The 25,980-nt window shown below is 40.4% G+C and carries 16 protein-coding genes, 40 tRNA genes, 3 rRNA genes and 1 pseudogene; 5 read left to right on the forward strand and 55 right to left on the reverse strand.

Annotation, left to right across the window (positions count from 1 at the left end; all coding sequences use genetic code 11):
• Window positions 1–95: 95 nt before the first annotated feature.
• From LG296_RS13940 to LG296_RS14175, 48 genes and pseudogenes are all read right to left on the reverse strand, one after another.
• On the reverse strand, window positions 96–1,025 hold the full coding sequence (locus LG296_RS13940; protein ID WP_107937828.1) for a dipeptidase: 930 nt from the start codon (window positions 1,023–1,025) through the stop codon (window positions 96–98).
• Between the two features lie 82 nt (window positions 1,026–1,107).
• Window positions 1,108–1,629: a TraR/DksA C4-type zinc finger protein gene (locus LG296_RS13945; RefSeq protein ID WP_107937829.1), complete on the reverse strand. Its 522-nt coding sequence runs from the start codon at window positions 1,627–1,629 to the stop codon at window positions 1,108–1,110.
• A gap of 652 nt (window positions 1,630–2,281) precedes the next feature.
• On the reverse strand, window positions 2,282–2,482 hold the full coding sequence (locus tag LG296_RS13950; protein WP_107937830.1) for a transcription initiation factor TFIIIB: 201 nt from the start codon (window positions 2,480–2,482) through the stop codon (window positions 2,282–2,284).
• Window positions 2,483–2,651: 169 nt separating this feature from the next.
• Window positions 2,652–3,037: pseudogene (locus tag LG296_RS13955) on the reverse strand (IS1595 family transposase); the annotation flags it as partial.
• 189 nt (window positions 3,038–3,226) lie between these two features.
• Window positions 3,227–3,298 (reverse strand) — tRNA-Glu (locus LG296_RS13960).
• Window positions 3,299–3,307: 9 nt separating this feature from the next.
• A tRNA-Ser gene (locus LG296_RS13965) sits at window positions 3,308–3,398 on the reverse strand.
• A gap of 3 nt (window positions 3,399–3,401) precedes the next feature.
• Window positions 3,402–3,476, reverse strand: a tRNA-Asn gene (locus LG296_RS13970).
• 11 nt (window positions 3,477–3,487) lie between these two features.
• Window positions 3,488–3,564: transfer RNA gene (locus LG296_RS13975), tRNA-Ile, on the reverse strand.
• Between the two features lie 5 nt (window positions 3,565–3,569).
• Window positions 3,570–3,643, reverse strand: a tRNA-Gly gene (locus tag LG296_RS13980).
• Between the two features lie 6 nt (window positions 3,644–3,649).
• A tRNA-Phe gene (locus tag LG296_RS13985) sits at window positions 3,650–3,725 on the reverse strand.
• A 22-nt stretch (window positions 3,726–3,747) separates the two neighbouring features.
• Window positions 3,748–3,823 (reverse strand) — tRNA-Asp (locus LG296_RS13990).
• Window positions 3,824–3,826: 3 nt separating this feature from the next.
• Window positions 3,827–3,901: transfer RNA gene (locus LG296_RS13995), tRNA-Met, on the reverse strand.
• 25 nt (window positions 3,902–3,926) lie between these two features.
• A tRNA-Ser gene (locus LG296_RS14000) sits at window positions 3,927–4,019 on the reverse strand.
• 17 nt (window positions 4,020–4,036) lie between these two features.
• Window positions 4,037–4,113, reverse strand: a tRNA-Ile gene (locus LG296_RS14005).
• A gap of 7 nt (window positions 4,114–4,120) precedes the next feature.
• Window positions 4,121–4,194, reverse strand: a tRNA-Met gene (locus LG296_RS14010).
• A gap of 22 nt (window positions 4,195–4,216) precedes the next feature.
• Window positions 4,217–4,292, reverse strand: a tRNA-Ala gene (locus tag LG296_RS14015).
• Between the two features lie 27 nt (window positions 4,293–4,319).
• Window positions 4,320–4,396, reverse strand: a tRNA-Pro gene (locus LG296_RS14020).
• Window positions 4,397–4,408: 12 nt separating this feature from the next.
• Window positions 4,409–4,485, reverse strand: a tRNA-Arg gene (locus tag LG296_RS14025).
• 7 nt (window positions 4,486–4,492) lie between these two features.
• Window positions 4,493–4,581 (reverse strand) — tRNA-Leu (locus tag LG296_RS14030).
• A 5-nt stretch (window positions 4,582–4,586) separates the two neighbouring features.
• Window positions 4,587–4,661 (reverse strand) — tRNA-Gly (locus LG296_RS14035).
• A gap of 40 nt (window positions 4,662–4,701) precedes the next feature.
• Window positions 4,702–4,786: transfer RNA gene (locus LG296_RS14040), tRNA-Leu, on the reverse strand.
• Between the two features lie 19 nt (window positions 4,787–4,805).
• Window positions 4,806–4,880 (reverse strand) — tRNA-Lys (locus tag LG296_RS14045).
• A 7-nt stretch (window positions 4,881–4,887) separates the two neighbouring features.
• A tRNA-Thr gene (locus LG296_RS14050) sits at window positions 4,888–4,963 on the reverse strand.
• Window positions 4,964–4,969: 6 nt separating this feature from the next.
• Window positions 4,970–5,045 (reverse strand) — tRNA-Val (locus LG296_RS14055).
• A gap of 10 nt (window positions 5,046–5,055) precedes the next feature.
• Window positions 5,056–5,171: ribosomal RNA gene (rrf, locus tag LG296_RS14060) — 5S ribosomal RNA — on the reverse strand.
• Between the two features lie 108 nt (window positions 5,172–5,279).
• Window positions 5,280–5,351, reverse strand: a tRNA-Glu gene (locus LG296_RS14065).
• 9 nt (window positions 5,352–5,360) lie between these two features.
• A tRNA-Ser gene (locus LG296_RS14070) sits at window positions 5,361–5,451 on the reverse strand.
• Between the two features lie 3 nt (window positions 5,452–5,454).
• Window positions 5,455–5,529 (reverse strand) — tRNA-Asn (locus LG296_RS14075).
• Window positions 5,530–5,540: 11 nt separating this feature from the next.
• Window positions 5,541–5,617, reverse strand: a tRNA-Ile gene (locus LG296_RS14080).
• A gap of 5 nt (window positions 5,618–5,622) precedes the next feature.
• Window positions 5,623–5,696, reverse strand: a tRNA-Gly gene (locus LG296_RS14085).
• Between the two features lie 6 nt (window positions 5,697–5,702).
• A tRNA-Phe gene (locus tag LG296_RS14090) sits at window positions 5,703–5,778 on the reverse strand.
• A gap of 22 nt (window positions 5,779–5,800) precedes the next feature.
• A tRNA-Asp gene (locus LG296_RS14095) sits at window positions 5,801–5,876 on the reverse strand.
• Between the two features lie 3 nt (window positions 5,877–5,879).
• Window positions 5,880–5,954: transfer RNA gene (locus LG296_RS14100), tRNA-Met, on the reverse strand.
• Window positions 5,955–5,979: 25 nt separating this feature from the next.
• Window positions 5,980–6,072, reverse strand: a tRNA-Ser gene (locus LG296_RS14105).
• Window positions 6,073–6,089: 17 nt separating this feature from the next.
• A tRNA-Ile gene (locus LG296_RS14110) sits at window positions 6,090–6,166 on the reverse strand.
• Window positions 6,167–6,173: 7 nt separating this feature from the next.
• Window positions 6,174–6,247: transfer RNA gene (locus tag LG296_RS14115), tRNA-Met, on the reverse strand.
• A gap of 22 nt (window positions 6,248–6,269) precedes the next feature.
• A tRNA-Ala gene (locus LG296_RS14120) sits at window positions 6,270–6,345 on the reverse strand.
• Window positions 6,346–6,372: 27 nt separating this feature from the next.
• Window positions 6,373–6,449, reverse strand: a tRNA-Pro gene (locus LG296_RS14125).
• Between the two features lie 12 nt (window positions 6,450–6,461).
• A tRNA-Arg gene (locus tag LG296_RS14130) sits at window positions 6,462–6,538 on the reverse strand.
• Between the two features lie 7 nt (window positions 6,539–6,545).
• Window positions 6,546–6,634 (reverse strand) — tRNA-Leu (locus LG296_RS14135).
• Window positions 6,635–6,639: 5 nt separating this feature from the next.
• Window positions 6,640–6,714: transfer RNA gene (locus LG296_RS14140), tRNA-Gly, on the reverse strand.
• A gap of 40 nt (window positions 6,715–6,754) precedes the next feature.
• Window positions 6,755–6,839 (reverse strand) — tRNA-Leu (locus LG296_RS14145).
• Window positions 6,840–6,858: 19 nt separating this feature from the next.
• Window positions 6,859–6,933: transfer RNA gene (locus LG296_RS14150), tRNA-Lys, on the reverse strand.
• Between the two features lie 7 nt (window positions 6,934–6,940).
• Window positions 6,941–7,016 (reverse strand) — tRNA-Thr (locus tag LG296_RS14155).
• Window positions 7,017–7,021: 5 nt separating this feature from the next.
• Window positions 7,022–7,097: transfer RNA gene (locus LG296_RS14160), tRNA-Val, on the reverse strand.
• Between the two features lie 68 nt (window positions 7,098–7,165).
• A 23S ribosomal RNA gene (locus LG296_RS14165) occupies window positions 7,166–10,088 on the reverse strand.
• A gap of 439 nt (window positions 10,089–10,527) precedes the next feature.
• Window positions 10,528–12,081 (reverse strand): 16S ribosomal RNA (locus LG296_RS14170).
• The 16S, 23S and 5S rRNA genes sit together here with 40 tRNA genes alongside, the layout of an rRNA operon.
• 321 nt (window positions 12,082–12,402) lie before the next feature.
• Window positions 12,403–13,305, reverse strand: coding sequence for a DMT family transporter (locus LG296_RS14175; RefSeq protein WP_107936806.1), 903 nt, complete (start codon window positions 13,303–13,305; stop codon window positions 12,403–12,405).
• A gap of 98 nt (window positions 13,306–13,403) precedes the next feature.
• On the opposite strand from LG296_RS14175, the gene LG296_RS14180 reads away from it, so the two are divergent.
• Both LG296_RS14180 and LG296_RS14185 read left to right on the forward strand, forming a co-directional pair.
• A complete protein-coding gene (locus LG296_RS14180; RefSeq protein WP_107936808.1) occupies window positions 13,404–14,129 on the forward strand; it encodes an MgtC/SapB family protein in 726 nt (241 codons plus the stop codon).
• A gap of 11 nt (window positions 14,130–14,140) precedes the next feature.
• Window positions 14,141–15,151, forward strand: coding sequence for a cation diffusion facilitator family transporter (locus LG296_RS14185; RefSeq protein ID WP_107936810.1), 1,011 nt, complete (start codon window positions 14,141–14,143; stop codon window positions 15,149–15,151).
• A 48-nt stretch (window positions 15,152–15,199) separates the two neighbouring features.
• Here the strand turns inward: LG296_RS14185 and LG296_RS14190 are convergent, their stop codons facing one another.
• The 3 genes from LG296_RS14190 to pruA form a co-directional block, all read right to left on the reverse strand.
• Complete coding sequence (locus LG296_RS14190; RefSeq protein ID WP_107936812.1) at window positions 15,200–16,363, reverse strand: iron-containing alcohol dehydrogenase; 1,164 nt, start codon at window positions 16,361–16,363, stop codon at window positions 15,200–15,202.
• Window positions 16,364–16,501: 138 nt separating this feature from the next.
• Window positions 16,502–17,746: a Glu/Leu/Phe/Val dehydrogenase gene (locus LG296_RS14195; protein ID WP_107936814.1), complete on the reverse strand. Its 1,245-nt coding sequence runs from the start codon at window positions 17,744–17,746 to the stop codon at window positions 16,502–16,504.
• A 241-nt stretch (window positions 17,747–17,987) separates the two neighbouring features.
• Complete coding sequence (pruA, locus tag LG296_RS14200) at window positions 17,988–19,535, reverse strand: L-glutamate gamma-semialdehyde dehydrogenase (RefSeq protein WP_107936816.1); 1,548 nt, start codon at window positions 19,533–19,535, stop codon at window positions 17,988–17,990.
• 172 nt (window positions 19,536–19,707) lie between these two features.
• Between pruA and LG296_RS14205 the strand changes: the two genes are divergently transcribed.
• The gene (locus LG296_RS14205; protein WP_404427078.1) at window positions 19,708–21,039 is read left to right on the forward strand and encodes a sigma 54-interacting transcriptional regulator; all 1,332 of its coding nucleotides are present in this window, start codon (window positions 19,708–19,710) and stop codon (window positions 21,037–21,039) included.
• Window positions 21,040–21,110: 71 nt separating this feature from the next.
• On the opposite strand, the gene yugI is transcribed toward LG296_RS14205, so the two are convergent.
• Window positions 21,111–21,482 carry a S1 domain-containing post-transcriptional regulator GSP13 gene (yugI, locus tag LG296_RS14210; RefSeq protein ID WP_107936818.1) on the reverse strand — a complete coding sequence of 124 codons (372 nt, stop codon included), beginning with the start codon at window positions 21,480–21,482 and terminating at the stop codon, window positions 21,111–21,113.
• A 247-nt stretch (window positions 21,483–21,729) separates the two neighbouring features.
• Between yugI and LG296_RS14215 the strand changes: the two genes are divergently transcribed.
• Window positions 21,730–21,939: a helix-turn-helix domain-containing protein gene (locus tag LG296_RS14215; RefSeq protein ID WP_107936820.1), complete on the forward strand. Its 210-nt coding sequence runs from the start codon at window positions 21,730–21,732 to the stop codon at window positions 21,937–21,939.
• Window positions 21,940–22,109: 170 nt separating this feature from the next.
• Here LG296_RS14215 and LG296_RS14220 read toward each other — a convergent pair whose 3' ends face one another.
• Window positions 22,110–22,370: a DUF1871 family protein gene (locus LG296_RS14220; RefSeq protein WP_181418095.1), complete on the reverse strand. Its 261-nt coding sequence runs from the start codon at window positions 22,368–22,370 to the stop codon at window positions 22,110–22,112.
• A 74-nt stretch (window positions 22,371–22,444) separates the two neighbouring features.
• On the opposite strand from LG296_RS14220, the gene LG296_RS14225 reads away from it, so the two are divergent.
• A complete protein-coding gene (locus LG296_RS14225) occupies window positions 22,445–23,626 on the forward strand; it encodes a MalY/PatB family protein (RefSeq protein ID WP_107936824.1) in 1,182 nt (393 codons plus the stop codon).
• Between the two features lie 87 nt (window positions 23,627–23,713).
• On the opposite strand, the gene LG296_RS14230 is transcribed toward LG296_RS14225, so the two are convergent.
• Window positions 23,714–24,643 (reverse strand): AEC family transporter, encoded by a 930-nt coding sequence (locus tag LG296_RS14230; RefSeq protein WP_107936826.1) that lies wholly within the window; start codon window positions 24,641–24,643, stop codon window positions 23,714–23,716.
• 12 nt (window positions 24,644–24,655) lie between these two features.
• Window positions 24,656–25,978, reverse strand: a complete 1,323-nt coding sequence (locus LG296_RS14235) for an MmgE/PrpD family protein (protein ID WP_107936828.1) — start codon at window positions 25,976–25,978, stop codon at window positions 24,656–24,658.
• Between the last annotated feature and the right edge of the window lie 2 nt (window positions 25,979–25,980).

Genomic DNA, 25,980 nt, shown 5'->3' on the forward strand with positions numbered 1-25,980 from the left:
TATACAATATTGATATTGTTTCCTCATTCAATTTTATCTGTTAAGACTGAGTAATCTTGCCAATTAAAAAAAGCGCAGAGAATTTAACTCTAGCGCTAATTAATTTTTAAGGCATATTTCTGGAAACCTCTATTTGCCATAATTGATACCTCTTCATAGGTAAACCTTTTTAGTAAGGCTTTTATAAAGTTTTCATACTCTCCAGCGTTTGCTAACTTTTCAATAGAAAGACCCATCCCATCAAAATCAGATCCAAAGCCAATATGCTGGACTCCCACTAAGGAAGCGATATGCTCTACATGCTTCACTAAATATTCGATAGTTGTACTTTCTTTTCCACTTTCAATAAATGGAGGATAAAATACAACATGCATTCTTCCGCCATGTTTTACTAATTCTTTAATTTGGATATCCGTTAGATTTCTCGGATGATTGCAAATGGCTCTTGCATTACTATGACTAGCGACAAGCTTTTTAGCTAAAGGTAATAATTCAAAGAAACCTTGCTCATTTAAATGAGATACATCAATTATAATATTACGATCATTTAGTAATTGAACAACTTTTCTACCAAAAGGCTTTAATCCCTTTGAAGGATCCTCAGAAGCACCGTAGGCAACTCCATTCTCATGATTCCAGGTTAAACCAACTAATTTCACACCTGCATTTAAAATATGCTCAAGCTTCAATAAGTCTTCACCAATACAATCACAGCCTTCTAAGCTTAAAATTGCTCCAATTTGTCCATCTTCAAGCTGATTTAATTGTTCCCATTCAGTGATGTGTACCATTTCTGGCTCTGCTAAAACTTTTGTATGAAAAGCTTCAATTTGTCGAGCTGCTGCTAAGAACTTCTCGTTGTCAGGAAGATTCGAATGAACAAAGATTGCAAATACCTGTACCTTTACATTTCCTGCTTTTAATTTTTCAAGGCTTGCACTTAGTCTAGCATCATTTTGGAAATTCACATTTTCAAGTCGAGTTAATTTCTCCAATACATCACAATGCAAATCAATAATATTCATGTATCCCCCACCAATTCAATATAACTATATTGTATAGGAAATGGTGGCATAAATTCCATATATCTAGATGAAAACTTTTTCTTTATTGGAATTGATCACGGATGGTTGTTTCTTGGTTATTTTGATGGATAACCTCTTGTGGTACATCCTGTGGACTATCCGATGAAGGAAACTCCCCTGAACCGTCTTCAAAGTCAACAGTTTTTAATGATTTTTGTGAAAGTTCATTCATAATTTCCTCTTCAACTGGTCGTGTTTCCATATCGACCTTCTCTTGACTATGTTCAACACAAGTTAATGTTGTTGGAATAGCCTCAAGTCGATCAAAAGGAATTTCTTGATGGCAAACTTTACATTCACCGTAAGTCCCCTCTTCCATTGCATTTAGGGCTGCTTCAATTTTGTCGATACTTTCTTGTTTAAAATCATCCATCGCATATTCTGTTAGCTGTATAGTTAAATCTGATGCAATGTCACCAGGATGATTATCATAATTTGATAACTCCGTGCTTTCGATATCATCATGCGTTTCAAGACCTTCTTTTAAATCTCTCAATTCCTCTAATAATGTATTTTTTAATTGCTGCATATCGGATTGTTTCATATTGTTGTCCTCCTTTTTCCTATAATTAAGCTTTCCTTTATTTAACTTTTTAAACATAGTAAAATTTGTACAACGTGTAAAAACAGTATTGAATAGGGAAGGTTAAATGGTTAGTTAAATCATGCATAAATTGTGTACTATCTATTTCGACATTGGTGTTAAATAGGTTTTACGAAAAGTGAATGATTATCCGAGATATCGAGATACTTAGAACAAATCAGATTTATAAATAAGGCTCTGTATATTTAATTGTTGTTAATAATTTGGGAAGCCTGGATTTATCTGGGCTTCCCACTTTTGGTATAGTAAGAGAAATATGGATATACAACAATAAGACATATACACGATTAAATTCGTTATAGTGAATACACCCCAAACACAAATATAGTTGTATTAATCATTTGAACCATCTGTATAAAATAACGCTTAAAAACTGTTCACAATAAAAGGCACGAAACGTTTTTAAATTAACGTTCGTGCCTTTTTTAACTGTCCCTCAAAATTTTATTTGCAACTTTATTTTGAATGATTATGTATATCTTATAAACCTTTAATGAACTAAAATATCTTCAATTTAAATACTCTCCTTCAACTTTGCACCTAAGTGTTGAAGTTCAATTCCAATTAAAGCACTTTATTGCTTGAACTAAATTTAACGCGTCCCTTTAAATTTAGTTGGATTTTTCACATAGCTTTCAATTATATATCCACATTCCGTACAAATAATATGTTCAACGGCTACTCCTATAATTGTACTATAACTATGCACCGCTCCATATCCACTTTGCTTACCCTTACCTAATTCTTTTCCACCGCATTTCGGACATTCAGTTACTTTTGCAGGTTGATTCATTCGAAAACCTCCACTTTTAATTAACATAATTTCAATTAATTTACATTATAAATCATAACTTATCTAATAACTAATGACAAATATCTAAAATTGATGTTTGGGAACTTTATTTCGTTTTAACACTGTAAGTCCACATAATCTGGCGAAAGCCGTCATAATCAAATAAGTATTACATATTAAATTTCGATAACCTTAAACTTCGATAGGTTTCTGTCATTTTAAAAATAAATGATGTCAACAGAAATTCTTTGATATTATGTTTTGTACTTTCATTACTATGACTATCCACAAATAAAAAACCAAGCAAGGTAATTATCGAGGTAATTAGAAGCTACCCCTTTAAAACGATGTATCCAATGTTTTAAACGTGAATGAAGTTCATTTACATTTTGGATATAATGTAAACCTTTGATAACGTGTTTTCCATCGTCTGATTTAATACGGTAGTGTTCTATCCCTTTTTCATTCATTGGCATACTTTTCATAGGCTCTCCAAGCATCTGTTACAAATACATTATTAGGTGTTATTTTCGAACCTATTATATGCGATAATTTATCAATATGTTTTAATAAATGTCTAAACGATTTACACATCATTGAACCCTCCAATAAGAATATTTGTTCTCATTATAACCATTCATATGAAAGGTATCAATTTTCAACATCATCCTTTAACAGAGCGATAAATAAAAAAAGTCCTAAAGGTTTGTTAATCAAACCTTTAGGACTTTTTTCTTTAAATTATGACCCGTACGGGATTCGAACCCGTGTTACCGCCGTGAAAGGGCGGTGTCTTAACCACTTGACCAACGGGCCTAACTGATATGGCGGAGAAGGAGGGATTTGAACCCTCGCGCCGGTTGCCCGACCTACACCCTTAGCAGGGGCGCCTCTTCAGCCACTTGAGTACTTCCCCATATGGCTCCGAAGGTAGGACTCGAACCTACGACCAACCGGTTAACAGCCGGTTGCTCTACCACTGAGCTACTTCGGAATATTCTTGTATGGTGGGCCTAAATGGACTCGAACCATCGACCTCACGCTTATCAGGCGTGCGCTCTAACCAGCTGAGCTATAGGCCCATACTTGGAGCGGGTGATGAGAATCGAACTCACGACATCAGCTTGGAAGGCTGAGGTTTTACCATTAAACTACACCCGCAAAAAATGGTGGGTCAGGACGGAATCGAACCGCCGACACTTAGAGCTTCAATCTAATGCTCTACCAACTGAGCTACTGACCCATCTAACCTAATTTGATTTAAATGGCGGTCCCGACCGGGATCGAACCGGCGATCTCCTGCGTGACAGGCAGGCATGTTAACCGCTACACCACGGGACCATTTGGTTGCGGGGACAGGATTTGAACCTGCGACCTTCGGGTTATGAGCCCGACGAGCTACCACTGCTCCACCCCGCGATAATATTATTTATATTTTAAAAAATGGCGGAGGCAGTAGGATTCGAACCCACGCGCGGTGTAACCCGCCTGTCGGTTTTCAAGACCGATCCCTTCAGCCAGACTTGGGTATGCCTCCGTATATTATATCTCCTATGGTGGACCTTGCAGGACTCGAACCTGCGACCGGACGGTTATGAGCCGTCTGCTCTAACCAACTGAGCTAAAGGTCCTTCAAGATGGCGGCAGAGGGGATCGAACCCCCGACCTCACGGGTATGAACCGTACGCTCTAGCCAGCTGAGCTACGCCGCCAGGATATATATATTTAAAAAATTGGTGGAGCCTAGCGGGATCGAACCGCTGACCTCCTGCGTGCAAGGCAGGCGCTCTCCCAGCTGAGCTAAGGCCCCATAAAAGGAATTTTCATTAGTGTTGCATGGTCGAGAAGACAGGATTCGAACCTGCGACCCCTTGGTCCCAAACCAAGTGCTCTACCAAGCTGAGCTACTTCTCGTATGTATTGTATTGGCGCGCCCGGCAGGAGTCGAACCCACAACCTTCTGATCCGTAGTCAGACGCTCTATCCAATTGAGCTACGGGCGCATAATAATGGTGCCGAGGACCGGAATCGAACCGGTACGGTAGTCACCTACCGCAGGATTTTAAGTCCTGTGCGTCTGCCAGTTCCGCCACCCCGGCACATTTGGAGCGGAAGACGAGGTTCGAACTCGCGACCCCCACCTTGGCAAGGTGGTGTTCTACCACTGAACTACTTCCGCATGTGCATAATAAATATTCTTGTAATCTTTAAAACTTAAATGGTGCGGGTGAAGGGAGTCGAACCCCCACGCCTTGCGGCGCTAGATCCTAAGTCTAGTGCGTCTGCCAATTCCGCCACACCCGCATTTAAGTATAAATAAAACTGGTGAGCCATGAAGGACTTGAACCTTCGACCCTCTGATTAAAAGTCAGATGCTCTACCACTGAGCTAATGGCTCTAAAAAATGGTGCCGGCGAAAGGAGTCGAACCCTCGACCTACTGATTACAAGTCAGTTGCTCTACCAACTGAGCTACACCGGCATTCTATGGTGGAGGATGACGGGCTCGAACCGCCGACCCCCTGCTTGTAAGGCAGGTGCTCTCCCAGCTGAGCTAATCCTCCTGGGTAATATGCCTAGCGACGTCCTACTCTCACAGGGGGAATCCCCCAACTACCATCGGCGCTAAAGAGCTTAACTTCCGTGTTCGGTATGGGAACGGGTGTGACCTCTTTGCCATCATCACTAGACTATGAATGACTTTACTTAATTTAATAAAGTACATTTAATTAAGACAAGATTTATAATACCATAAATGTATATTATTTCAAGCCTTTTTATAAAAAAATATTTTTATATGACCCGTACGGGATTCGAACCCGTGTTACCGCCGTGAAAGGGCGGTGTCTTAACCACTTGACCAACGGGCCTAACTGATATGGCGGAGAAGGAGGGATTTGAACCCTCGCGCCGGTTGCCCGACCTACACCCTTAGCAGGGGCGCCTCTTCAGCCACTTGAGTACTTCCCCATATGGCTCCGAAGGTAGGACTCGAACCTACGACCAACCGGTTAACAGCCGGTTGCTCTACCACTGAGCTACTTCGGAATATTCTTGTATGGTGGGCCTAAATGGACTCGAACCATCGACCTCACGCTTATCAGGCGTGCGCTCTAACCAGCTGAGCTATAGGCCCATACTTGGAGCGGGTGATGAGAATCGAACTCACGACATCAGCTTGGAAGGCTGAGGTTTTACCATTAAACTACACCCGCAAAAAATGGTGGGTCAGGACGGAATCGAACCGCCGACACTTAGAGCTTCAATCTAATGCTCTACCAACTGAGCTACTGACCCATCTAACCTAATTTGATTTAAATGGCGGTCCCGACCGGGATCGAACCGGCGATCTCCTGCGTGACAGGCAGGCATGTTAACCGCTACACCACGGGACCATTTGGTTGCGGGGACAGGATTTGAACCTGCGACCTTCGGGTTATGAGCCCGACGAGCTACCACTGCTCCACCCCGCGATAATATTATTTATATTTTAAAAAATGGCGGAGGCAGTAGGATTCGAACCCACGCGCGGTGTAACCCGCCTGTCGGTTTTCAAGACCGATCCCTTCAGCCAGACTTGGGTATGCCTCCGTATATTATATCTCCTATGGTGGACCTTGCAGGACTCGAACCTGCGACCGGACGGTTATGAGCCGTCTGCTCTAACCAACTGAGCTAAAGGTCCTTCAAGATGGCGGCAGAGGGGATCGAACCCCCGACCTCACGGGTATGAACCGTACGCTCTAGCCAGCTGAGCTACGCCGCCAGGATATATATATTTAAAAAATTGGTGGAGCCTAGCGGGATCGAACCGCTGACCTCCTGCGTGCAAGGCAGGCGCTCTCCCAGCTGAGCTAAGGCCCCATAAAAGGAATTTTCATTAGTGTTGCATGGTCGAGAAGACAGGATTCGAACCTGCGACCCCTTGGTCCCAAACCAAGTGCTCTACCAAGCTGAGCTACTTCTCGTATGTATTGTATTGGCGCGCCCGGCAGGAGTCGAACCCACAACCTTCTGATCCGTAGTCAGACGCTCTATCCAATTGAGCTACGGGCGCATAATAATGGTGCCGAGGACCGGAATCGAACCGGTACGGTAGTCACCTACCGCAGGATTTTAAGTCCTGTGCGTCTGCCAGTTCCGCCACCCCGGCACATTTGGAGCGGAAGACGAGGTTCGAACTCGCGACCCCCACCTTGGCAAGGTGGTGTTCTACCACTGAACTACTTCCGCATGTGCATAATAAATATTCTTGTAATCTTTAAAACTTAAATGGTGCGGGTGAAGGGAGTCGAACCCCCACGCCTTGCGGCGCTAGATCCTAAGTCTAGTGCGTCTGCCAATTCCGCCACACCCGCATTTAAGTATAAATAAAACTGGTGAGCCATGAAGGACTTGAACCTTCGACCCTCTGATTAAAAGTCAGATGCTCTACCACTGAGCTAATGGCTCTAAAAAATGGTGCCGGCGAAAGGAGTCGAACCCTCGACCTACTGATTACAAGTCAGTTGCTCTACCAACTGAGCTACACCGGCATTTATGGTGGAGGATGACGGGCTCGAACCGCCGACCCCCTGCTTGTAAGGCAGGTGCTCTCCCAGCTGAGCTAATCCTCCTGGGTAATAATAAATAAAGAACATTGTTCTCTCAAAACTGGATAAAGACATTGATTGCATTCAAGATTTTGGTTAAGTCCTCGATCGATTAGTATTCGTCAGCTCCATGTGTCACCACACTTCCACCTCGAACCTATCTACCTCATCGTCTTTGAGGGATCTTACTTACTTGCGTAATGGGAAATCTCATCTTGAGGGGGGCTTCATGCTTAGATGCTTTCAGCACTTATCCCGTCCACACATAGCTACCCAGCGATGCCTTTGGCAAGACAACTGGTACACCAGCGGTGTGTCCATCCCGGTCCTCTCGTACTAAGGACAGCTCCTCTCAAATTTCCTACGCCCACGACGGATAGGGACCGAACTGTCTCACGACGTTCTGAACCCAGCTCGCGTACCGCTTTAATGGGCGAACAGCCCAACCCTTGGGACCGACTACAGCCCCAGGATGCGATGAGCCGACATCGAGGTGCCAAACCTCCCCGTCGATGTGGACTCTTGGGGGAGATAAGCCTGTTATCCCCGGGGTAGCTTTTATCCGTTGAGCGATGGCCCTTCCATGCGGAACCACCGGATCACTAAGCCCGTCTTTCGACCCTGCTCGACTTGTAGGTCTCGCAGTCAAGCTCCCTTGTGCCTTTACACTCTACGAATGATTTCCAACCATTCTGAGGGAACCTTTGGGCGCCTCCGTTACCTTTTAGGAGGCGACCGCCCCAGTCAAACTGTCCACCTGACACTGTCTCCTGCCCCGCTAAGGGGCATGGGTTAGAATTTCAATACAACCAGGGTAGTATCCCACCGACGCCTCCCTCGAAGCTGGCGCTCCGAGTTCTCTGGCTCCTACCTATCCTGTACAAGTTGTACCAAAATTCAATATCAGGCTACAGTAAAGCTCCACGGGGTCTTTCCGTCCTGTCGCGGGTAACCTGCATCTTCACAGGTACTATAATTTCACCGAGTCTCTCGTTGAGACAGTGCCCAGATCGTTACGCCTTTCGTGCGGGTCGGAACTTACCCGACAAGGAATTTCGCTACCTTAGGACCGTTATAGTTACGGCCGCCGTTTACTGGGGCTTCAATTCAGAGCTTCGCTTGCGCTAACCCCTCCTCTTAACCTTCCAGCACCGGGCAGGCGTCAGCCCCTATACGTCACCTTACGGTTTTGCAGAGACCTGTGTTTTTGCTAAACAGTCGCCTGGGCCTATTCACTGCGGCTCTCATTGCTGAGAGCACCCCTTCTCCCGAAGTTACGGGGTCATTTTGCCGAGTTCCTTAACGAGAGTTCTCTCGCACACCTTAGGATTCTCTCCTCGACTACCTGTGTCGGTTTGCGGTACGGGCACCTCCCGCCTCGCTAGAGGCTTTTCTTGGCAGCGTGAAATCAGATACTTCGCTCATAAGAGCTCCCCATCACAGCTCAACGTTACAGGAAGCGGATTTGCCTACTTCCACGCCTTACTGCTTGGGCGTACTCAACCAACGGTACGCTTATCTTATCCTACTGCGTCCCCCCATTACTCAAACGGCGGGGAGGTGGTACAGGAATATCAACCTGTTGTCCATCGTCTACGCCTATCGGCCTCGACTTAGGTCCCGACTAACCCTGAGCGGACGAGCCTTCCTCAGGAAACCTTAGTCATACGGTGGATGGGATTCTCACCCATCTTTCGCTACTCATACCGGCATTCTCACTTCTAAGCGCTCCACCAGTCCTTCCGGTCTGACTTCAACGCACTTAGAACGCTCTCCTACCACGGAACATCTAAGATGTTCCATCCACAGCTTCGGTGAATCGTTTAGCCCCGATACATTTTCGGCGCAGCGTCACTCGACCAGTGAGCTATTACGCACTCTTTAAATGATGGCTGCTTCTAAGCCAACATCCTGGTTGTCTAAGCAACGCCACATCCTTTTCCACTTAACGATTACTTTGGGACCTTAGCTGGTGGTCTGGGCTGTTTCCCTTTTGACTACGGATCTTATCACTCGCAGTCTGACTCCCGTGTATAAATATCTGGCATTCGGAGTTTGTCTGAATTCGGTAAAGCGAGATGCCCCCCTAGTCCAAACAGTGCTCTACCTCCAGTATTCTCAATCACGAGGCTAGCCCTAAAGCTATTTCGGAGAGAACCAGCTATCTCCAGGTTCGATTGGAATTTCTCCGCTACCCACACCTCATCCCCGCACTTTTCAACGTGCGTGGGTTCGGGCCTCCAGTGAGTGTTACCTCACCTTCACCCTGGACATGGGTAGATCACCTGGTTTCGGGTCTACGACCACGTACTCATTCGCCCTATTCAGACTCGCTTTCGCTACGGCTCCGCCTTCTCAGCTTAACCTTGCACGTAATCGTAACTCGCCGGTTCATTCTACAAAAGGCACGCTATCACCCATTAACGGGCTCTAACTACTTGTAGGCACACGGTTTCAGGATCTATTTCACTCCCCTTCCGGGGTGCTTTTCACCTTTCCCTCACGGTACTGGTTCACTATCGGTCACTAGGTAGTATTTAGCCTTGGGAGATGGTCCTCCCGGATTCCGACGGAATTTCACGTGTTCCGCCGTACTCAGGATACACTCAAGAGAGAATGAACTTTCGACTACGGGGCTTTTACCCGCTACGGCGGACCTTTCCAGGTCGCTTCGTCTAACTCATTCCTTTGTAACTCTTATGTTGAGTGTCCTACAACCCCAAGAGGCAAGCCTCTTGGTTTGGGCTCTTCCCGTTTCGCTCGCCGCTACTCAGGGAATCGAATAATTTCTTTCTCTTCCTCCAGGTACTTAGATGTTTCAGTTCCCTGGGTCTGCCTTCAAGACGCTATGTATTCACGTCAAGATACTGTTCCATTACGAACAGTGGGTTCCCCCATTCGGAAATCTCCGGATCAAAGCTCACTTACAGCTCCCCGAAGCATATCGGTGTTAGTGCCGTCCTTCTTCGGCTCCTAGTGCCAAGGCATCCACCGTGCGCCCTTAATAACTTAACCTAGTTCGGCTTCCAATCCACATCGTTATACTGTGTCAACTGCACTCACTCACATCCTCATGTACTAAAGTACACTGCGGTGTTCGCTCGCTTGTTTCCTTGTCTAACTCGTGTCTTGAAACCCTCGATTAAAAGTTACTGCTTTTCTTAAAAAGAAAAGACTTAAGAACTACACAATCAATTACTTGAATTTTGTTGCTTTCAATGTCGTTTTATCCAGTTTTCAAAGAACAAATCAGCTGACTTCAATCACATCGTGATTAAACATCAGTGATATTACTCCGTGCAGATTTGCGACGATAGCTTTGAGTTACCTCTTTGCTTATTCTTCGCGGCAGGAGCACATTTTGAAGTTTCATTACTGAACCTTCAAAACTGAACACAAAACGTTAATGTTGGTTTGACCTCGGAAGGTCAACCATTCCGTTAATAATCCTTAGAAAGGAGGTGATCCAGCCGCACCTTCCGATACGGCTACCTTGTTACGACTTCACCCCAATCATCTGTCCCACCTTCGACGGCTGGCTCCCAAAAGGGTTACCCCACCGGCTTCGGGTGTTACAAACTCTCGTGGTGTGACGGGCGGTGTGTACAAGGCCCGGGAACGTATTCACCGCGGCATGCTGATCCGCGATTACTAGCGATTCCGGCTTCATGTAGGCGAGTTGCAGCCTACAATCCGAACTGAGAACGGTTTTATCGGATTAGCTCCCCCTCGCGGGTTGGCAACCGTTTGTACCGTCCATTGTAGCACGTGTGTAGCCCAGGTCATAAGGGGCATGATGATTTGACGTCATCCCCACCTTCCTCCGGTTTGTCACCGGCAGTCTCCTTAGAGTGCCCAACTAAATGATGGCAACTAAGAACAAGGGTTGCGCTCGTTGCGGGACTTAACCCAACATCTCACGACACGAGCTGACGACAACCATGCACCACCTGTCACCACTGTCCCCGAAGGGAAAGCTATGTCTCCATAGCGGTCAATGGGATGTCAAGACCTGGTAAGGTTCTTCGCGTTGCTTCGAATTAAACCACATGCTCCACCGCTTGTGCGGGCCCCCGTCAATTCCTTTGAGTTTCAGTCTTGCGACCGTACTCCCCAGGCGGAGTGCTTAATGCGTTAGCTGCAGCACTAAGGGGCGGAAACCCCCTAACACTTAGCACTCATCGTTTACGGCGTGGACTACCAGGGTATCTAATCCTGTTTGCTCCCCACGCTTTCGCGCCTCAGTGTCAGTTACAGACCAGAAAGTCGCCTTCGCCACTGGTGTTCCTCCAAATCTCTACGCATTTCACCGCTACACTTGGAATTCCACTTTCCTCTTCTGCACTCAAGTCCCCCAGTTTCCAATGACCCTCCACGGTTGAGCCGTGGGCTTTCACATCAGACTTAAAGGACCACCTGCGCGCGCTTTACGCCCAATAATTCCGGACAACGCTTGCCACCTACGTATTACCGCGGCTGCTGGCACGTAGTTAGCCGTGGCTTTCTAATAAGGTACCGTCAAGGTACAGCCAGTTACTACTGTACTTGTTCTTCCCTTACAACAGAGTTTTACGATCCGAAAACCTTCTTCACTCACGCGGCGTTGCTCCATCAGGCTTTCGCCCATTGTGGAAGATTCCCTACTGCTGCCTCCCGTAGGAGTCTGGGCCGTGTCTCAGTCCCAGTGTGGCCGATCACCCTCTCAGGTCGGCTACGCATCGTCGCCTTGGTGAGCCGTTACCTCACCAACTAGCTAATGCGCCGCGGGCCCATCCTATAGCGATAGCGTAAACCATCTTTCAACATTCCAACAGGAGAAGGAATGTATTATTCGGTATTAGCCCCGGTTTCCCGGAGTTATCCCCAACTATAGGGCAGGTTGCCCACGTGTTACTCACCCGTCCGCCGCTAACTTTAGAAAAGCAAGCTTTTCTAAAGTCCGCTCGACTTGCATGTATTAGGCACGCCGCCAGCGTTCGTCCTGAGCCAGGATCAAACTCTCCATAAAAGAGAAAATTTGATAAAGCTCAAATTTTGTGCTGGCATCAATTTTGATGTCCAAAATTTTTGTTTCTCTAAATTAATAGAAGAAACTATGTTCATTAACGTTTTGTTGTTCAGTTTTCAAGGTTCATAATCACAGTTGTTTTACAGCGACCTTTATATCCTAACACCACAACTAAGTTGCGTCAAGTATTAATCATCATGTTTTAACAGCGACTTTAATATCATAACTCATCCTCAACTTGAAGTCAAACACTATTTTAAAATACTATTTAAAAAGTATCTGTCGTTAAGGACAAGTAATAATATACTACATCTATTTTTACTAATCAAGTATTTTTCTAAAAAACTTTTTAATAACTCTAATATCAACTACAAAGAGTAAAATACCAACTATAACAATAATACCTCCAATAATCTGAGTAGCAACTAATTTCTCTGCAAAAACAAAATAAGCTAGAATCGCTGCTCCTATTGGTTCAAATAAAACTGCTATTGAAATAACATTAGTACTTACCCATTTCACAGCCCAATTAAATAAGGTATGTCCTAATAGATTAGGAATTATCGCTAGCAATAAAAACCATAACCACGTCATTGATGAGTATGGCCCAAATGATTCCCCTTTAATAAGCACATAAAAGAATAAACAAATCGTACTGCTCGAATAAACAACCATAGTATAGGTAATTAAGGATACACGTTTTCGAACATCTTGCCCAAATAATAAATATGCTGTAATTAAAGCACAGGCAATTAATGCGAGTAAATCACCATATAACGCACTTCCGCTCACTTTGAAGTCTCCCCAGCTTATTAAAACACTCCCCATTATCGCAATGACTCCAGAAAGAATAGTCTTCACCGAGAATTTTTCTTTAAAGAAAAAGTAGGTTCCGATGAATGCAAAGAGCGGTTGTAGGGTAACTAGTACTGTAGAGCTAGCCACCGAAGTGTATCTTAAAGATTCGAACCATAGTATAAAGTGAAATGCTAGGAAAATTCCTGCTATAGATGAAAAAATCCAATCCCTCTTTGTTAAATCTTTTAATTCTTGAGTGTGCTTATAAAAGAATAAAGGACTCATGATTAATACCGAGAATAATAATCGATAGAATGCAATAACACCTGAATCTGCCTGTGCTAGCTTAACAAAAATAGCTGATAACGAAATAGAAATAACACCAATAATAATAGGTATGAATGGATGTATTTTTGGCTTCAACATATTTTAAACCTCAAATCTTATATTAATAAAATAGGAATCCACTTCATATTCTTTCATTTATAACCATTTTAATCAACAAGAAAAAAGGGGGAGAAAAAATGGACATCACAATATTAAACGAAACTCTTTCGTATGAAATTATAGTTAAACTAGTGATTGCAGCCACTTTAAGTTTAATAATCGGTATTGAAAGGGAATTAAAAAAGAAACCAGTTGGGTTAAAGACAAGTTTAGTTATCGCAACCTTTAGCTGTTTGTTAACAATTATTTCAATTGAAGCTGCGTATACTACACCTTCAAGGGATGATATTAATATTACAATGGATCCCCTTCGTCTAGCTGCTCAAATTGTCAGTGGGATCGGTTTTTTAGGTGCTGGTGTCATTTTAAGAAAAGGTAATGATAGTATAACGGGTTTAACCACTGCAGCCATGATTTGGGGTGCTGCTGGAATAGGGATAGCTGTTGGTGCAGGTTTTTATATTGAAGCTTTTATCACTGTTGTTATTGTTGTAGTGGGGATTGAATTAATTGCTCCTTTCTTATTGAAAATCGGTCCAAAAAGAATTCGCATGAAGGAGCTTGTCCTAAAAGCACTTTTAAAGGATGAAGAAAACATTCAAAATCTGCTTACATTTATGCGAGAAAATGAAATGCATATTGATAATATTCGCATAAGAGACGTTCACGTTACAGCTGACAATGCATTATTTGAAGTTGATATAAGGTTTTCTGCATTATTTAAGAAAGATACTATATCAATTTACCGTACATTGCACACACTACCGTATGTACAAAAAATCGAGCTCGAAAGCTTAGGTTAATGGAGGTAATTATGGGAGGACTATTCAAATTATTAAAAGAAGGAAATAAACCATCACTAATTGCTGCATGTGTAAACTTATTTTTGGGTCTCCTCAAAGGGGCAGCCTTTTTCTTTACTGGAAATGTAGCCATGTTTGCTGAAATGATGCACTCACTCGGAGATTCTGCTAACCAATTCTTTGTATTTATAGGTTCAGCTCTATCAAAAAAAACACCGACTAAACGATTTCCAAACGGTTTTGGTCGAGTAGTCAACCTAGTTTGCTTAGGTGCAGTATTAATAGTAGGGATTCTATCTTATGAAACAGTAAAAGAAGGCTGGCACCATTTTCGTCATCCAGTTGAACATTCTGAAGGTATTTTAATTGCAATAGGTGTTTTACTTATCGGCTTTCTTCTAGAATCCTTTGTGCTCCATAAAGCAGCAAAAGAAGTTCTACATGAGGCAGGTAAAGAAAAAGCAGGTATTATGTCAATCCCAAAATCAGTTGCCTATTTAAAACGTGCTAAACCCGCAACAAAATTAGTTTGGATGGAGGATTTAGTTGCAACAAGCGGTAATATTCTTGCATTATTAGCTATTGTTGTAGCATACTTTACAGGTTTCTATGCTCTTGAAGGCTTAGTATCAATGATTATCGGGTTTATGATGTTCTATGTAGTTGGTCGAGTATTCCTTGATAACGCTCGAGGGGCAATCGGTGAGACAGATGAAGAAATGCATGTTCATATCGGAAATTTAGTTATGGAGGATCCACATGTAACAGATATCAGAAGATTAGAGGTAGTTAAAGAAGGCGAGTTTTTACACGTTGAGCTTGTTGCTGAAACAGACCCTAATCAATCCCTTGCCTATTTAGATGATGTGCGCGATCACTTAATAGAACTAATTATGAGTCAAAAGAATGTAACAAAGGTTACGCTTTCCTTCGATGAAGAAGACGGAAAGACTGAGTGGAAGCATTCTACAAAAGATAAAAAAATACTTAATGATGAAGTAAACAAACCAAATAATTCATAAACGCTACAAACCCTTGTGAAATTATATCACAAGGGTTTGTTTCTTATTTTATAGGGACATCTCTAAGATAGTTCTTACATCCTCAGCCTGTAATTTTTTAAATCTTCCAAACGGACCATTTACCATTGATTTTTCAACAAGGACGTCTAATTTTGAATTATCGATATCATAGTCAGCTAAGCGACTAGGTGCTCCAATGGAAGTCCAAAACTTGCTTAATCGATCAATTCCTTCTATAGCGACCTCTTCTGTTGTTTTCCCTTCTGGATTTACATTGAACACTCGCGTAGCAAGTCCTGCAAATCGCTCAGGGTTCACTGATAAGTTATGCTTCATCCAGTGCGGGAAGATAATAGCTAACCCACCACCATGCGGGATATCATAGACTGCTGAAACCGAGTGCTCGATGTTATGAGTAGCCCAATCTCCACGTGACCCTATAGAAAGGAACCCATTCAAACCAACTGTCCCTGCAAGTAAAATCGTTTCACGTAGCTCATAATTTTCTAAATCATTTATTAACTTAGGAGCTGTATCAATCACTGTACGTAATACACCCTCACACATCTCATCTGTGATAGGTGTGTTCGTAGCATCATGGAAATATTGTTCAAATACGTGTGACATGATATCCACCATTCCATAAACAGTATGGTTTTTTGGAACAGTAAATGTGTAAGTTGGATCCAATATAGAAAATTTAGGGAATACTAATGGGTGTCCCCAACCATACTTTTCTTGAGTTTCTTCATTTGAGATTACAGAGCCTGAGTTCATTTCAGAGCCTGTTGCTGCAAGTGTTAGGATCGTTCCTAATGGTAGTGCATCAACAACATTCGTCTTTTTAATAACAATATTCCAAGCATCCTCATCGACTTTCGCACCAGCTGCTATAAGCTTAGAGCAGTCAATTACAGAACCTCCACCAATTGCTAATACAAAATCAATCGATTCTTTTTTACAAATTTCAATTCCCTTACGAGCAGTCTCTACTCGTGGATTAGGTTCTACACCACCAATTTCAAATACATTCATATTTAACTCTTTTAAAAGCGACATAGCCTCATCATAAAGGCCACTTTTTTTAATACTTCCTCCACCATAAACGATTAAAATATTACGTCCATATTGAGGCAACTCTTGCTTTAACTGTTCAATTTGACCTTTTCCAAAGTGCAAACGAACCGGATTGTGAAACGTAAAATTATTCAAAAAGATGACTCCCCTTTATTAGAAAGAAATAAAAAAGCTATGCAAAGAATTGATCTTTACATAGCTCATTTTAGCAGAATGGAAAACAGAATTCCCGCAATCTGCCCGGCCAGTGATTAAGCCATTTTTATAAACAAATTATACCCACCCGCGGAAGCGTGATGCTTCAGCAGTACGTCGAACACCGACCATATATGCAGCTAAACGCATATTAATGTTACGAGTTGTGGCAGTAGTATATACATTTTCGAATGCATCTACCATTTTTCTATATAATTTTTCACGTACTTCTTCGGCAGTCCAATAATAGCCTTGGTTGTTTTGTACCCATTCGAAGTAAGAAACTGTTACCCCACCAGCAGAAGCTAATACGTCAGGAACAAGTAGAATACCACGATCAGTTAATATTTTAGTCGCTTCAGAAGTTGTAGGACCGTTTGCTGCTTCCACTACAATACTTGCTTTAATATCATAAGCATTTTCTGCAGTAATTTGGTTTTCAATTGCTGCTGGAACTAAAATATCACAATCAAGCTCAAGTAATTCTTGGTTTGTAATTGTATTTTCAAAAAGAGTTGTTACTGTTCCAAAGCTGTCACGACGATCAAGTAGATAGTCAATATCTAAACCGTTTGGATCTGTTAAAGCCCCATAAGCATCAGAAATACCAATAACCTTGGCACCTAAATCACTCATGAATTTAGCTAAGAAGCTACCCGCATTCCCAAAGCCTTGAATAACAACACGTGCGTCTTTAATATCGATGTTGCGTTTTTTTGCTGCCTCTTGGATAACAATTGTAACACCCTCTGCCGTAGCACGGTCTCGACCTTGAGAACCACCAAGCACAATTGGTTTACCTGTAATGAAGCCAGGTGAATTAAATTCATCCATACGACTATATTCATCCATCATCCATGCCATGATTTGAGCATTCGTGAAAACATCTGGTGCTGGAATATCTTTTGTAGGTCCAACGATTTGTGAAATAGCACGAACATAGCCACGGCTTAAACGTTCAAGCTCACCCATCGACATTTGACGAGGGTCACAAATAATACCGCCTTTACCACCACCATAAGGTAGATCCACAATTCCACATTTTAATGTCATCCACATTGAAAGCGCTTTAACTTCATCTTCACTTACCATCGGATGGAAACGTACTCCACCTTTTGTTGGACCAACCGCATCATTATGCTGAGCACGGTAAGCAGTGAATACTTTTGTTGTACCATCATCCATTTTTACTGGAATTCGTACATGTAACATACGAAGTGGTTCCTTTAATAATTCATACATCGCTTCATCATAACCAAGTTTATTTAACGCGTCTTTAATTACATCTTGGGTTGACGTAAAAAGATTTAAATTTTCAGCCATTATTTTCGCCTCTTTAGAAATAGTAATAATTAGTTATATCGCAAACATTGTAACATACTTTAAATCTTATTTGGTTAATAATATTGCCACAATTTAGAATGATTACATTTAATTAGATAAATGGAAAATATTATTAAAAAAATATCATTTATTATAAAAATATGTGCCAAAAAGCTCGAATTATAGACTTTGTAAAAAAAGCAGACGCATACGAACGCCTGCTTCTAGTTAATAACACAAATTATAGAGCTTCAGAAACTGATTTCGCTTGCATATGAAGCACTAAATAATCTGGACCACCGGCTTTTGAATCTGTACCTGACATATTGAATCCACCAAATGGTTGGTAACCAACTGTTGCTGCTGTACATCCTCGGTTAAAGTATAAGTTACCTACATGGAAGTCTTCACGAGCTTTTTCTAAGTGGAAACGATTATTCGATAATACTGCTCCTGTTAATCCATAAACAGTATTATTTGCAATGTCGATTGCTTCATCAAAATCTTTTGCTTTAGCAAATGCAAGAACTGGTCCGAAGATTTCTTCTTGCATTACGCGAGCTTGTGGATCAACATCAGCAAAGATTGTTGGGTTAATGAAGTAACCTTTAGAATCGTCGGCATTACCACCAGCGACTAGGCGACCTTCACCTTTACCAATTTCAATGTACTCAGTAATTTTCTTAAATGCACCGGCATCATTAACTGGACCTACGAATGTATCTTCGTTTGTTGGATCCCCAATTATTAATTCATTAGTTAACTCAACTACACGGTTTAATACAGTTTGGTAAGCTTCTTCTCCAACAATTACTGCACGAGAACACGCAGAACATTTTTGACCACTGAATCCAAATGCACTTGTTACGATTGATTGAGCAGCTAATTCAAGATCAGCATTGTCATCAACTACGATAGTATCTTTACCGCCCATTTCAGCAATTACACGTTTAATCCAAATTTGTCCATCATTTAATACTGAAGCGCGTTGGTTAATGCGTAAGCCTACATCACGAGAACCTGTGAAGCTGATGAAGCGAGTACGCGGATGATCAACTAAGTAATCTCCAACTTCAGCACCAGAACCAGGAATATAGTTAACAACACCAGCTGGTAGACCTGCTTCTTCCATGATTTCCATAAATTTATATGCGATAACTGGAGTTGTTGAAGCTGGTTTTAATAATACTGTGTTACCAGTAACAACAGCAGCTACAGTAGTTCCAAGCATAATCGCAAATGGGAAATTCCATGGAGAGATCACTACGCCTACACCTAGTGATACGTAAGAATATTTATTAATTTGATTTTGATTTTGAGCTAAAGGTTTACCCTTTGCAAGCTCTAACATTTGACGACCATAGTACTCTAAGAAGTCAATTCCTTCAGCTATATCACCATCTGCTTGAGCCCATGGTTTACCAGCTTCTTTTGTTAACCATGCACAAAGCTCAAATTTACGACGACGAGAAATTGCAGCAGCTTTAAATAGAACTTCAGCACGTACAACAGGGTCAACTTTTTTCCATGTATTAAATGTTGAATCCGCAATTTGCATTGCCTTTTCAGCTAATTCTTGATTTGCTTTTGAAACCGTACCAACTACTTCTGCTGTATTAGACGGGTTATAAGAAACGATCTTTTCTTCAGTTGTAACTCGTTCTCCACCGATAATTAATGGATACTCTTTACCAAGCTCACCTTCAACTTTTTTTAAGGCTTCTAAATATGCTTGGCGATTTTCTTCAACTGTAAAATCAGTTAGTGGCTCACTTTTGTACGGAATCATAAATAATCCTCCTTAAAATAATTACGCTTATAGTGCGTGATTAGCTAGAAATTCATAAGTGCAAAAAATATTTGCACTTATTTCACATTTCTATATATAATAATGCAAAAGATTATTGCGTTTTTCAAGCGATAATTGTTATAAAAGTCAAAATTTTTCGAGGTGAATCACTTTGGATGTGAAACTAAACCAAATTATAAAATTTCTTGAATTCGCTATAGAACACGTATCAGTTGGTATACACGCTATAGACCATAAAGGGCATACAATCCTCTACAATAATAAAATGAAAGAAATTGAAGGATTTAATATTGAAGATGTATCAGATCGTTCAATTTTAGAATTATTTGCCTTTAGACAAAACGACAGTACATTATTACGTGTACTTCAAACAGGTTTAAAAGAAATGAATGTAAAGCAAACTTATTGGAATAAGGATGGTCATGAAATTACAACTATTAATGATACCTACCCTATTTTTGATAATGAAACCATTATTGGTGCCATAGAGTTTGCTCGAGATATTACCTCATTAGAAAAGCTCGTTTACCAGCCTCTACGTCGCTACGGTGAACCCTTGACTTTTGACATAATCACCGCAGTTTCAGAACAAATGCAATCTGTCATAGACAACTCAAAAAAAGCTGCTCATGCTAGAGTACCCGTATTACTAGTTGGTGAATCAGGAACAGGGAAAGATTTAATTGCCGAAAGCATCCATCATGAGCTACTACCTGCAAATGATAAATTTGTAACCTTATTTAGTAGAAGAACAAAGCAATCCATACTCGAAAAACTTAATAATTTTTTAAAAACGAATAAAAATTACACCTTCTTTTTTGAGCGAATAGAATTCTTATCCATTCCTATGCAACAGCAATTGCTTGAGATATTTAATGAGCTATCTCTAGAAAGGCATATGTTTATCGGAAGCATTGGAGATGACCCGATTGATTTAATAAGTAATGGACAGCTACTTAAGGATTTATATTATTATTTTGCATCAATGACCATTAATATACCCCCGCTAAAGGCTCGCAAAGAGGATATAATGCCCTTTGTGCATGATTATTTTAGTCGGCATCGAGAACGGTTTGCATCAGATATAAAAGGATTAGCAGAAGATGTAATACAAATCTTCCTACAATATGATTGGCCGGGGAATTTAAAGGAACTCGAAATATTATTAGATGAAATCGCATCAATGATTACAAACGAAAAGCTTGTAACCTACGAAATGCTCCCGCTACACTTCCGTTTTAAAGTGCAGCAGTTGGATGATATAACACATAAACCTGATTTTTTCATCGTTCAATCAAGTAAGGAATTGTTACCATTAGATGATTACCTGCGAGAGGCTGAGAAGTATTATGTACATAATGTACTTAACATGTACGAGGGGAATATTACTAAGACAGCAAATGCCCTTGGAATGAGTAGACAAAATCTGCAGTATCGCCTGAGGAAATTTAAGAAAATAGATGACCCTAAGGATTTGAGTTAAGATTTTTTTTAACAGAGAATTCTCTATCTATAGGGGAAAAAACAGAGAGCAGCTCTCCTGCCCTCTGTTTTTTAATGCCCAGATTGTTCAATCCAATGCTGTAGTTTGTCTTTTAAAGATTTAAAACCATCTGCATCACTTTCATCAACCCGATCTTGTAAGGTTTTTCTTGGCTGATCTTTTTTCTTAAGTGGCGGGGCTTCCTGCAATGCACGAGTAGATAAGCTAATTTTGTCTGATTTCTCATCGATATCTAAAATTTTAACTTGAATCTCTTCGCCCACTTTTAAAAAATCAGCAACATCCTTCACATATCCATACGTAATTTCTGAAATATGAACTAGACCCTGCGATTCGTCATCTAAAGCAACGAATGCCCCATAAGGCTGTATGCCAGTTACCTTACCGGTTACAACTTCACCTACTTCGTATTTTTTTGTCATAAAACGGTTCCTACTTTCTGTATCTACGTAAATGTCATGTTAAATTATAACATATGTGTACTAGACGAACAAAGATTCACCTTAACGATTCAGAAAATAATTTCAAAACTATCCGAAAAATCCACTTTCACAAAATATTTGACTTTCCGACTAAAAAATTCATATTTCAGACAAATTATTAGCATAAGTTATATATTAAAATATAATGTATAAGAGTAAGGTATAAGAAAGAAAGGGCGTGTTTAGGTTGAAACAGAAATTCAATGAGCAACTTAGATTTTTAAGAGAAGAAAAAAATTGGTCCCTTGAGGAGTTATCGAAAAAGGTACAAGTTGGTGTAGAAAAGTTAGCTCAGTATGAAAATGGCGATCTAACTCCTTCTGTACAAACAGTTTTGAAGCTATCAACAGTTTTAGAGGTACCTGCTTCTAATTTAATGGATGGTATTCAAGCATAGAGTGAACTTATGATAAAAAACTCAAAACGATTTAAAACAAACAAAAAAGGACTTCCTAAAAAGTGATGTGTGGCCCAAACATTAGATTAAGTAATCTACGGTTAGGTCAGATCGTCCACAGTAGGAAATCCTTTTTTCTTATTCAGCAATAATTGAAGCTTCTGCCATCTTTATACGATACATTTTGCTTCAAATTTAATTGCAATTAATTTATATGAAATCTCAACACATTTTTCGAAAGGAATCCATTGTAAAAATGAATGCTCGTAAACTTGTTGAATTACTTTTGCAAGCTTACTAGGATCGTCTATTCCCTGGAGTGCCGCAACTACGTCAGCTGTCTCAGTATCGTAGCCATCTTCCCCAATATTAAAAGGATCCCATTCTTCTAAAATCTTTATTGCGGCTTTGTTCATTAGTATATTGTCCAAAGTTTTCACCCTATTTTTACTATTATGTATGCTATTATATAATACAGAATTGAAAAAAGAAATGAGGGATACGATTGTTTAATTTTGATGAGCTTTTTGATCGTAAAAATACGAGTAGTTTAAAATGGGACCAATTCAAAGAACGTCTCAAGCTGCAATATAATGTAGAGGATGCTTCTGACATTCTTCCAATGTGGGTAGCGGATATGGATTTTGCAATACCACAAGTTGTTTCAGATGCTATCAAAGAACGTCTTGATCACCCAATTTTCGGTTATTCATATGTTAGTGATGAATGTAAAAATGCAATTATTGGTTGGTTCGACCGTCGCCATAATTGGCAAATTGAACCTCATACATTAATGTTCCATCAAGGAGTCGTTCCAGCATTAGGAACTATCCTCGAAACATTTACTGAGCCTGGCGATAAAATTTGTATTTCTACACCTGTTTACCCAGCATTCTTTAGTATTCCAAATGCACAGAAACGCGAGGTTGTCGAATGTGATTTAGTACTAGCAGACGACACGATGAAATTTGACTTTACTGAGCTTGAAGAGAAATTCAAATCAGGCGTAAAGGTTTATGTTCTTTGCAGTCCACATAATCCTGGTGGTGTTGTTTGGACAAGAGAAGACCTAGAACAGCTTGTTCAACTATGTATTCAATATGATGTATTGCTAGTTTCAGATGAAATCCATGCCGATATCGTTTTTGATGGCTACAAACACATCCCTACATTAACGGTTAAGGATGCTGACAAAGCTAAAATTATCACTTGTATCGCTCCAACAAAAACGTTTAATATTGCTGGGGTTCATGCAGCTATTATGGTAGTTCCAGATAAAGAGCTTCGTGCAAAGTTAAATGCAGATAAACTAGCACATGGTCGCGACGACTTAAACGTCTTAGCCGCTGCTGGGGTTCAAGCTGCATACGAAAAAGGCGATGATTGGGTAGATTCAATGATTGCCTATGTTTCTAATAATCTAGATTATGTTGTAGAAGAATTAAACAAACTAGATGGCATCCAGGCAACCAAGCCACAGTCTACCTACTTAATTTGGATTGATTACCGTGAAACGGGACTATCTGAAAGTGATATGATGCATCGTCTCTTAGAAAAAGGGAGGCTCGCAATCGAGCCTGGTACAAAGTACAGTGAAGCCGGACGAGGCTTCTTACGCATGAATGTTGCCTGTCCTTTAGAAATTGTAAAAGACGGTGTTGAACGATTTAAGACAGCATTATTATAAATAATAGATTAATAATATCCATTACGAAAAGTCACGACCTTTACAAAGGCCGCGACTTTTTTGTTCTACACATTACAGCTAAACACTTTAAGCTCCAAATATAAGATTCCCTAAAATGATGTTAATCGCAACTGTGAAAGGACTTAAAATCGTTGTATATACAACAATAGCTGCTGCCTTATCAGGAACATTATTATACTCTAAGGCTATTAAAGCCGCACTGCGATTTGAAGGAAAAGAGCTTGATAAGAATAAGGCTTTAGCTAATAGACCAGTAATTCCTAAACTAAATAAAATCAATAAGCTAATTACCTGAGAAAACAATACTCGAATAATGATGGCATTTACAACAACCTTGTCTACCTGCTTCATTCCTTTAAAGGAAATTTGAGCCCCTAATGTCAATAAAGCAATTGCTATAAAACCATCATCAATTTGTTTTAAAGGAATCTCTAATACTGAAGGTATCGGTAAATTGAATAGCTTCATAATAACCGCTAATAACAAACCATAAATAATAGGTATTTTGAGCATCTTTTTTATCTGCTCTTTTGAAATTTTCCCATTTACGGAAGATGCATTTAAAAATCCCCATGTGTAGGTCAGGACATTTTGGATTACGGCGATAATAACCTGAACAGATGTCCCTACTGGATCTGTTTTAAACACTAAGTTACTTACTGGGATACCATAATTTGCTGAATTACTTAAAACTGCCCCGTTCTTAAAGGTTGCAGATTCTTCAAAGGTTAAGTTTAAACGTTTCCCATAGAGAATTGTTAGTACAATTAAACTGACATTATACAAAACTACGTACAGAATTATATTGATAATAATCGCTTTCTCAAAGGAAGTATTATAAATATTAAAGAAACAAACGATTGGTAAAAAGAAATAAATCAATATATTACTAAGCGTATTTAGATTCAAGTTAAACTTATAATTCAAAGCAGTCCCTGAAATTATAAGAACAAACATCGGTAAAATAATTGTTACTATAATTTCGAAGATAATCATAATCGCACTACACTATACAGTTTGATTTAATAATTGATTTAGGTTATTTTCATTTTCAATAGTTAAAATAACGGATTTAATGGTTGCAGATTTTTCAGTACCTAAAATTGGTTCTACTAATTTATTAAACTTTGCTGTTAATGCCTCTAACGTCATAGGGTTTTCAACGCTACCCGTTGCTCGTTCAATATAAATCTCTTCCGTCTCACCATTTTTTAGAGTGATTACCCCTTTAACTGATTCTTCTGGTATGTTTTCATCAATTACTGGGTTAATTTTTTCTCTAAATGCTACCACTTCTGCCGAATTTACAATTTCATCCTTATATTCACTTTCACCCGCATCCCCATACAAGAATGCAACCGAACCTGTATGGTAAATACTAAATTTCCCTTCTAAGCCTGTTTTAGGAGTAGGCTTACCTGTAAGCTCCAATACATATTGGTTAACATAGAGGTTGATTTTCTCTACCTCTTCAACCTTATACTTCTTCCCAAAATGAATACATGCATCAATAGCTGGATGTAATACAATTCCACAAGCATAAGGCTTAAAGCTATTCTTATAAATTTCCCATGTTTTCCCCCAGTTAGTATTTACTTCTTCAAGATTGCTTTCTGGGGCATATACATTTGCAAATCCTCTTTTCGCCTCAATAACCTGTTCTGAACTTGTAAAGCCTTGCTTTGCCATTAAAGCTGCTAATAGACCGTTTTGAGCAGCCTTACCTGGATGGAACGGTTTTGTCATAGTACCAAACATTTCTCTTAAACCAAAAGATTGTGTACCCGCAATTCCTAATGCATAGGTAAGCTCTGTTTCATTTAAATCTAACAGTATCCCTGCAGCAACCGCTGCTCCAAATACCCCAGTCGAACTTGTGATATGATAACCAAGTTGGTAATGACTTGGATAAACAGCATTAGCAATTCGTAATTCAACCTCACATCCCAGTGTAAAAGCATGTATGATTTGCTCGCCTGTTAAATTGTATTTCTGCCCTAATGCTAATACCACTGGTGCCACAGGACCACTTGGGTGATGGATTGTATCTAAATGTGTGTCATCGTAATCAAAGATATGGGATGACATACCATTAATAAGTGCTGCCATTAAGATATCTACCTTTTCTTCTCTACCTAAAATATTGACATCTGCTTCCTTATTAACTTCATTAGCCACAGCTAATACCATGTCTACAGATTCATGCCTAGATGCTCCGATTGCTACACCCATCCAGTTATAAAAACTCTTTTTGGCATGCTCAATTACTTCAGCCGGAATATCTTCATACTTAGTATTTAAAATATTTTTTACCAATTCTTTTGTCACCATAA

Origin of the sequence: Ureibacillus chungkukjangi (assembly GCF_044795995.1) — a bacterium.
GTDB classification, from domain to species: domain Bacteria; phylum Bacillota; class Bacilli; order Bacillales_A; family Planococcaceae; genus Ureibacillus; species Ureibacillus chungkukjangi.

Excerpts from the sequence above, each read along its gene's own strand:
- LG296_RS13940 (WP_107937828.1), bottom strand. The coding sequence starts at position 1,025 with ATGAATATTATTGATTTGCATTGTGATGTATTGGAGAAATTAACTCGA.
- LG296_RS13945 (WP_107937829.1), bottom strand. The coding sequence starts at position 1,629 with ATGAAACAATCCGATATGCAGCAATTAAAAAATACATTATTAGAGGAA.
- LG296_RS13950 (WP_107937830.1), bottom strand. The coding sequence starts at position 2,482 with ATGAATCAACCTGCAAAAGTAACTGAATGTCCGAAATGCGGTGGAAAA.
- LG296_RS14175 (WP_107936806.1), bottom strand. The coding sequence starts at position 13,305 with ATGTTGAAGCCAAAAATACATCCATTCATACCTATTATTATTGGTGTT.
- LG296_RS14180 (WP_107936808.1), top strand. The coding sequence starts at position 13,404 with ATGGACATCACAATATTAAACGAAACTCTTTCGTATGAAATTATAGTT.
- LG296_RS14185 (WP_107936810.1), top strand. The coding sequence starts at position 14,141 with ATGGGAGGACTATTCAAATTATTAAAAGAAGGAAATAAACCATCACTA.
- LG296_RS14195 (WP_107936814.1), bottom strand. The coding sequence starts at position 17,746 with ATGGCTGAAAATTTAAATCTTTTTACGTCAACCCAAGATGTAATTAAA.
- pruA (WP_107936816.1), bottom strand. The coding sequence starts at position 19,535 with ATGATTCCGTACAAAAGTGAGCCACTAACTGATTTTACAGTTGAAGAA.
- yugI (WP_107936818.1), bottom strand. The coding sequence starts at position 21,482 with ATGACAAAAAAATACGAAGTAGGTGAAGTTGTAACCGGTAAGGTAACT.
- LG296_RS14230 (WP_107936826.1), bottom strand. The coding sequence starts at position 24,643 with ATGATTATCTTCGAAATTATAGTAACAATTATTTTACCGATGTTTGTT.
- LG296_RS14235 (WP_107936828.1), bottom strand. The coding sequence starts at position 25,978 with ATGGTGACAAAAGAATTGGTAAAAAATATTTTAAATACTAAGTATGAA.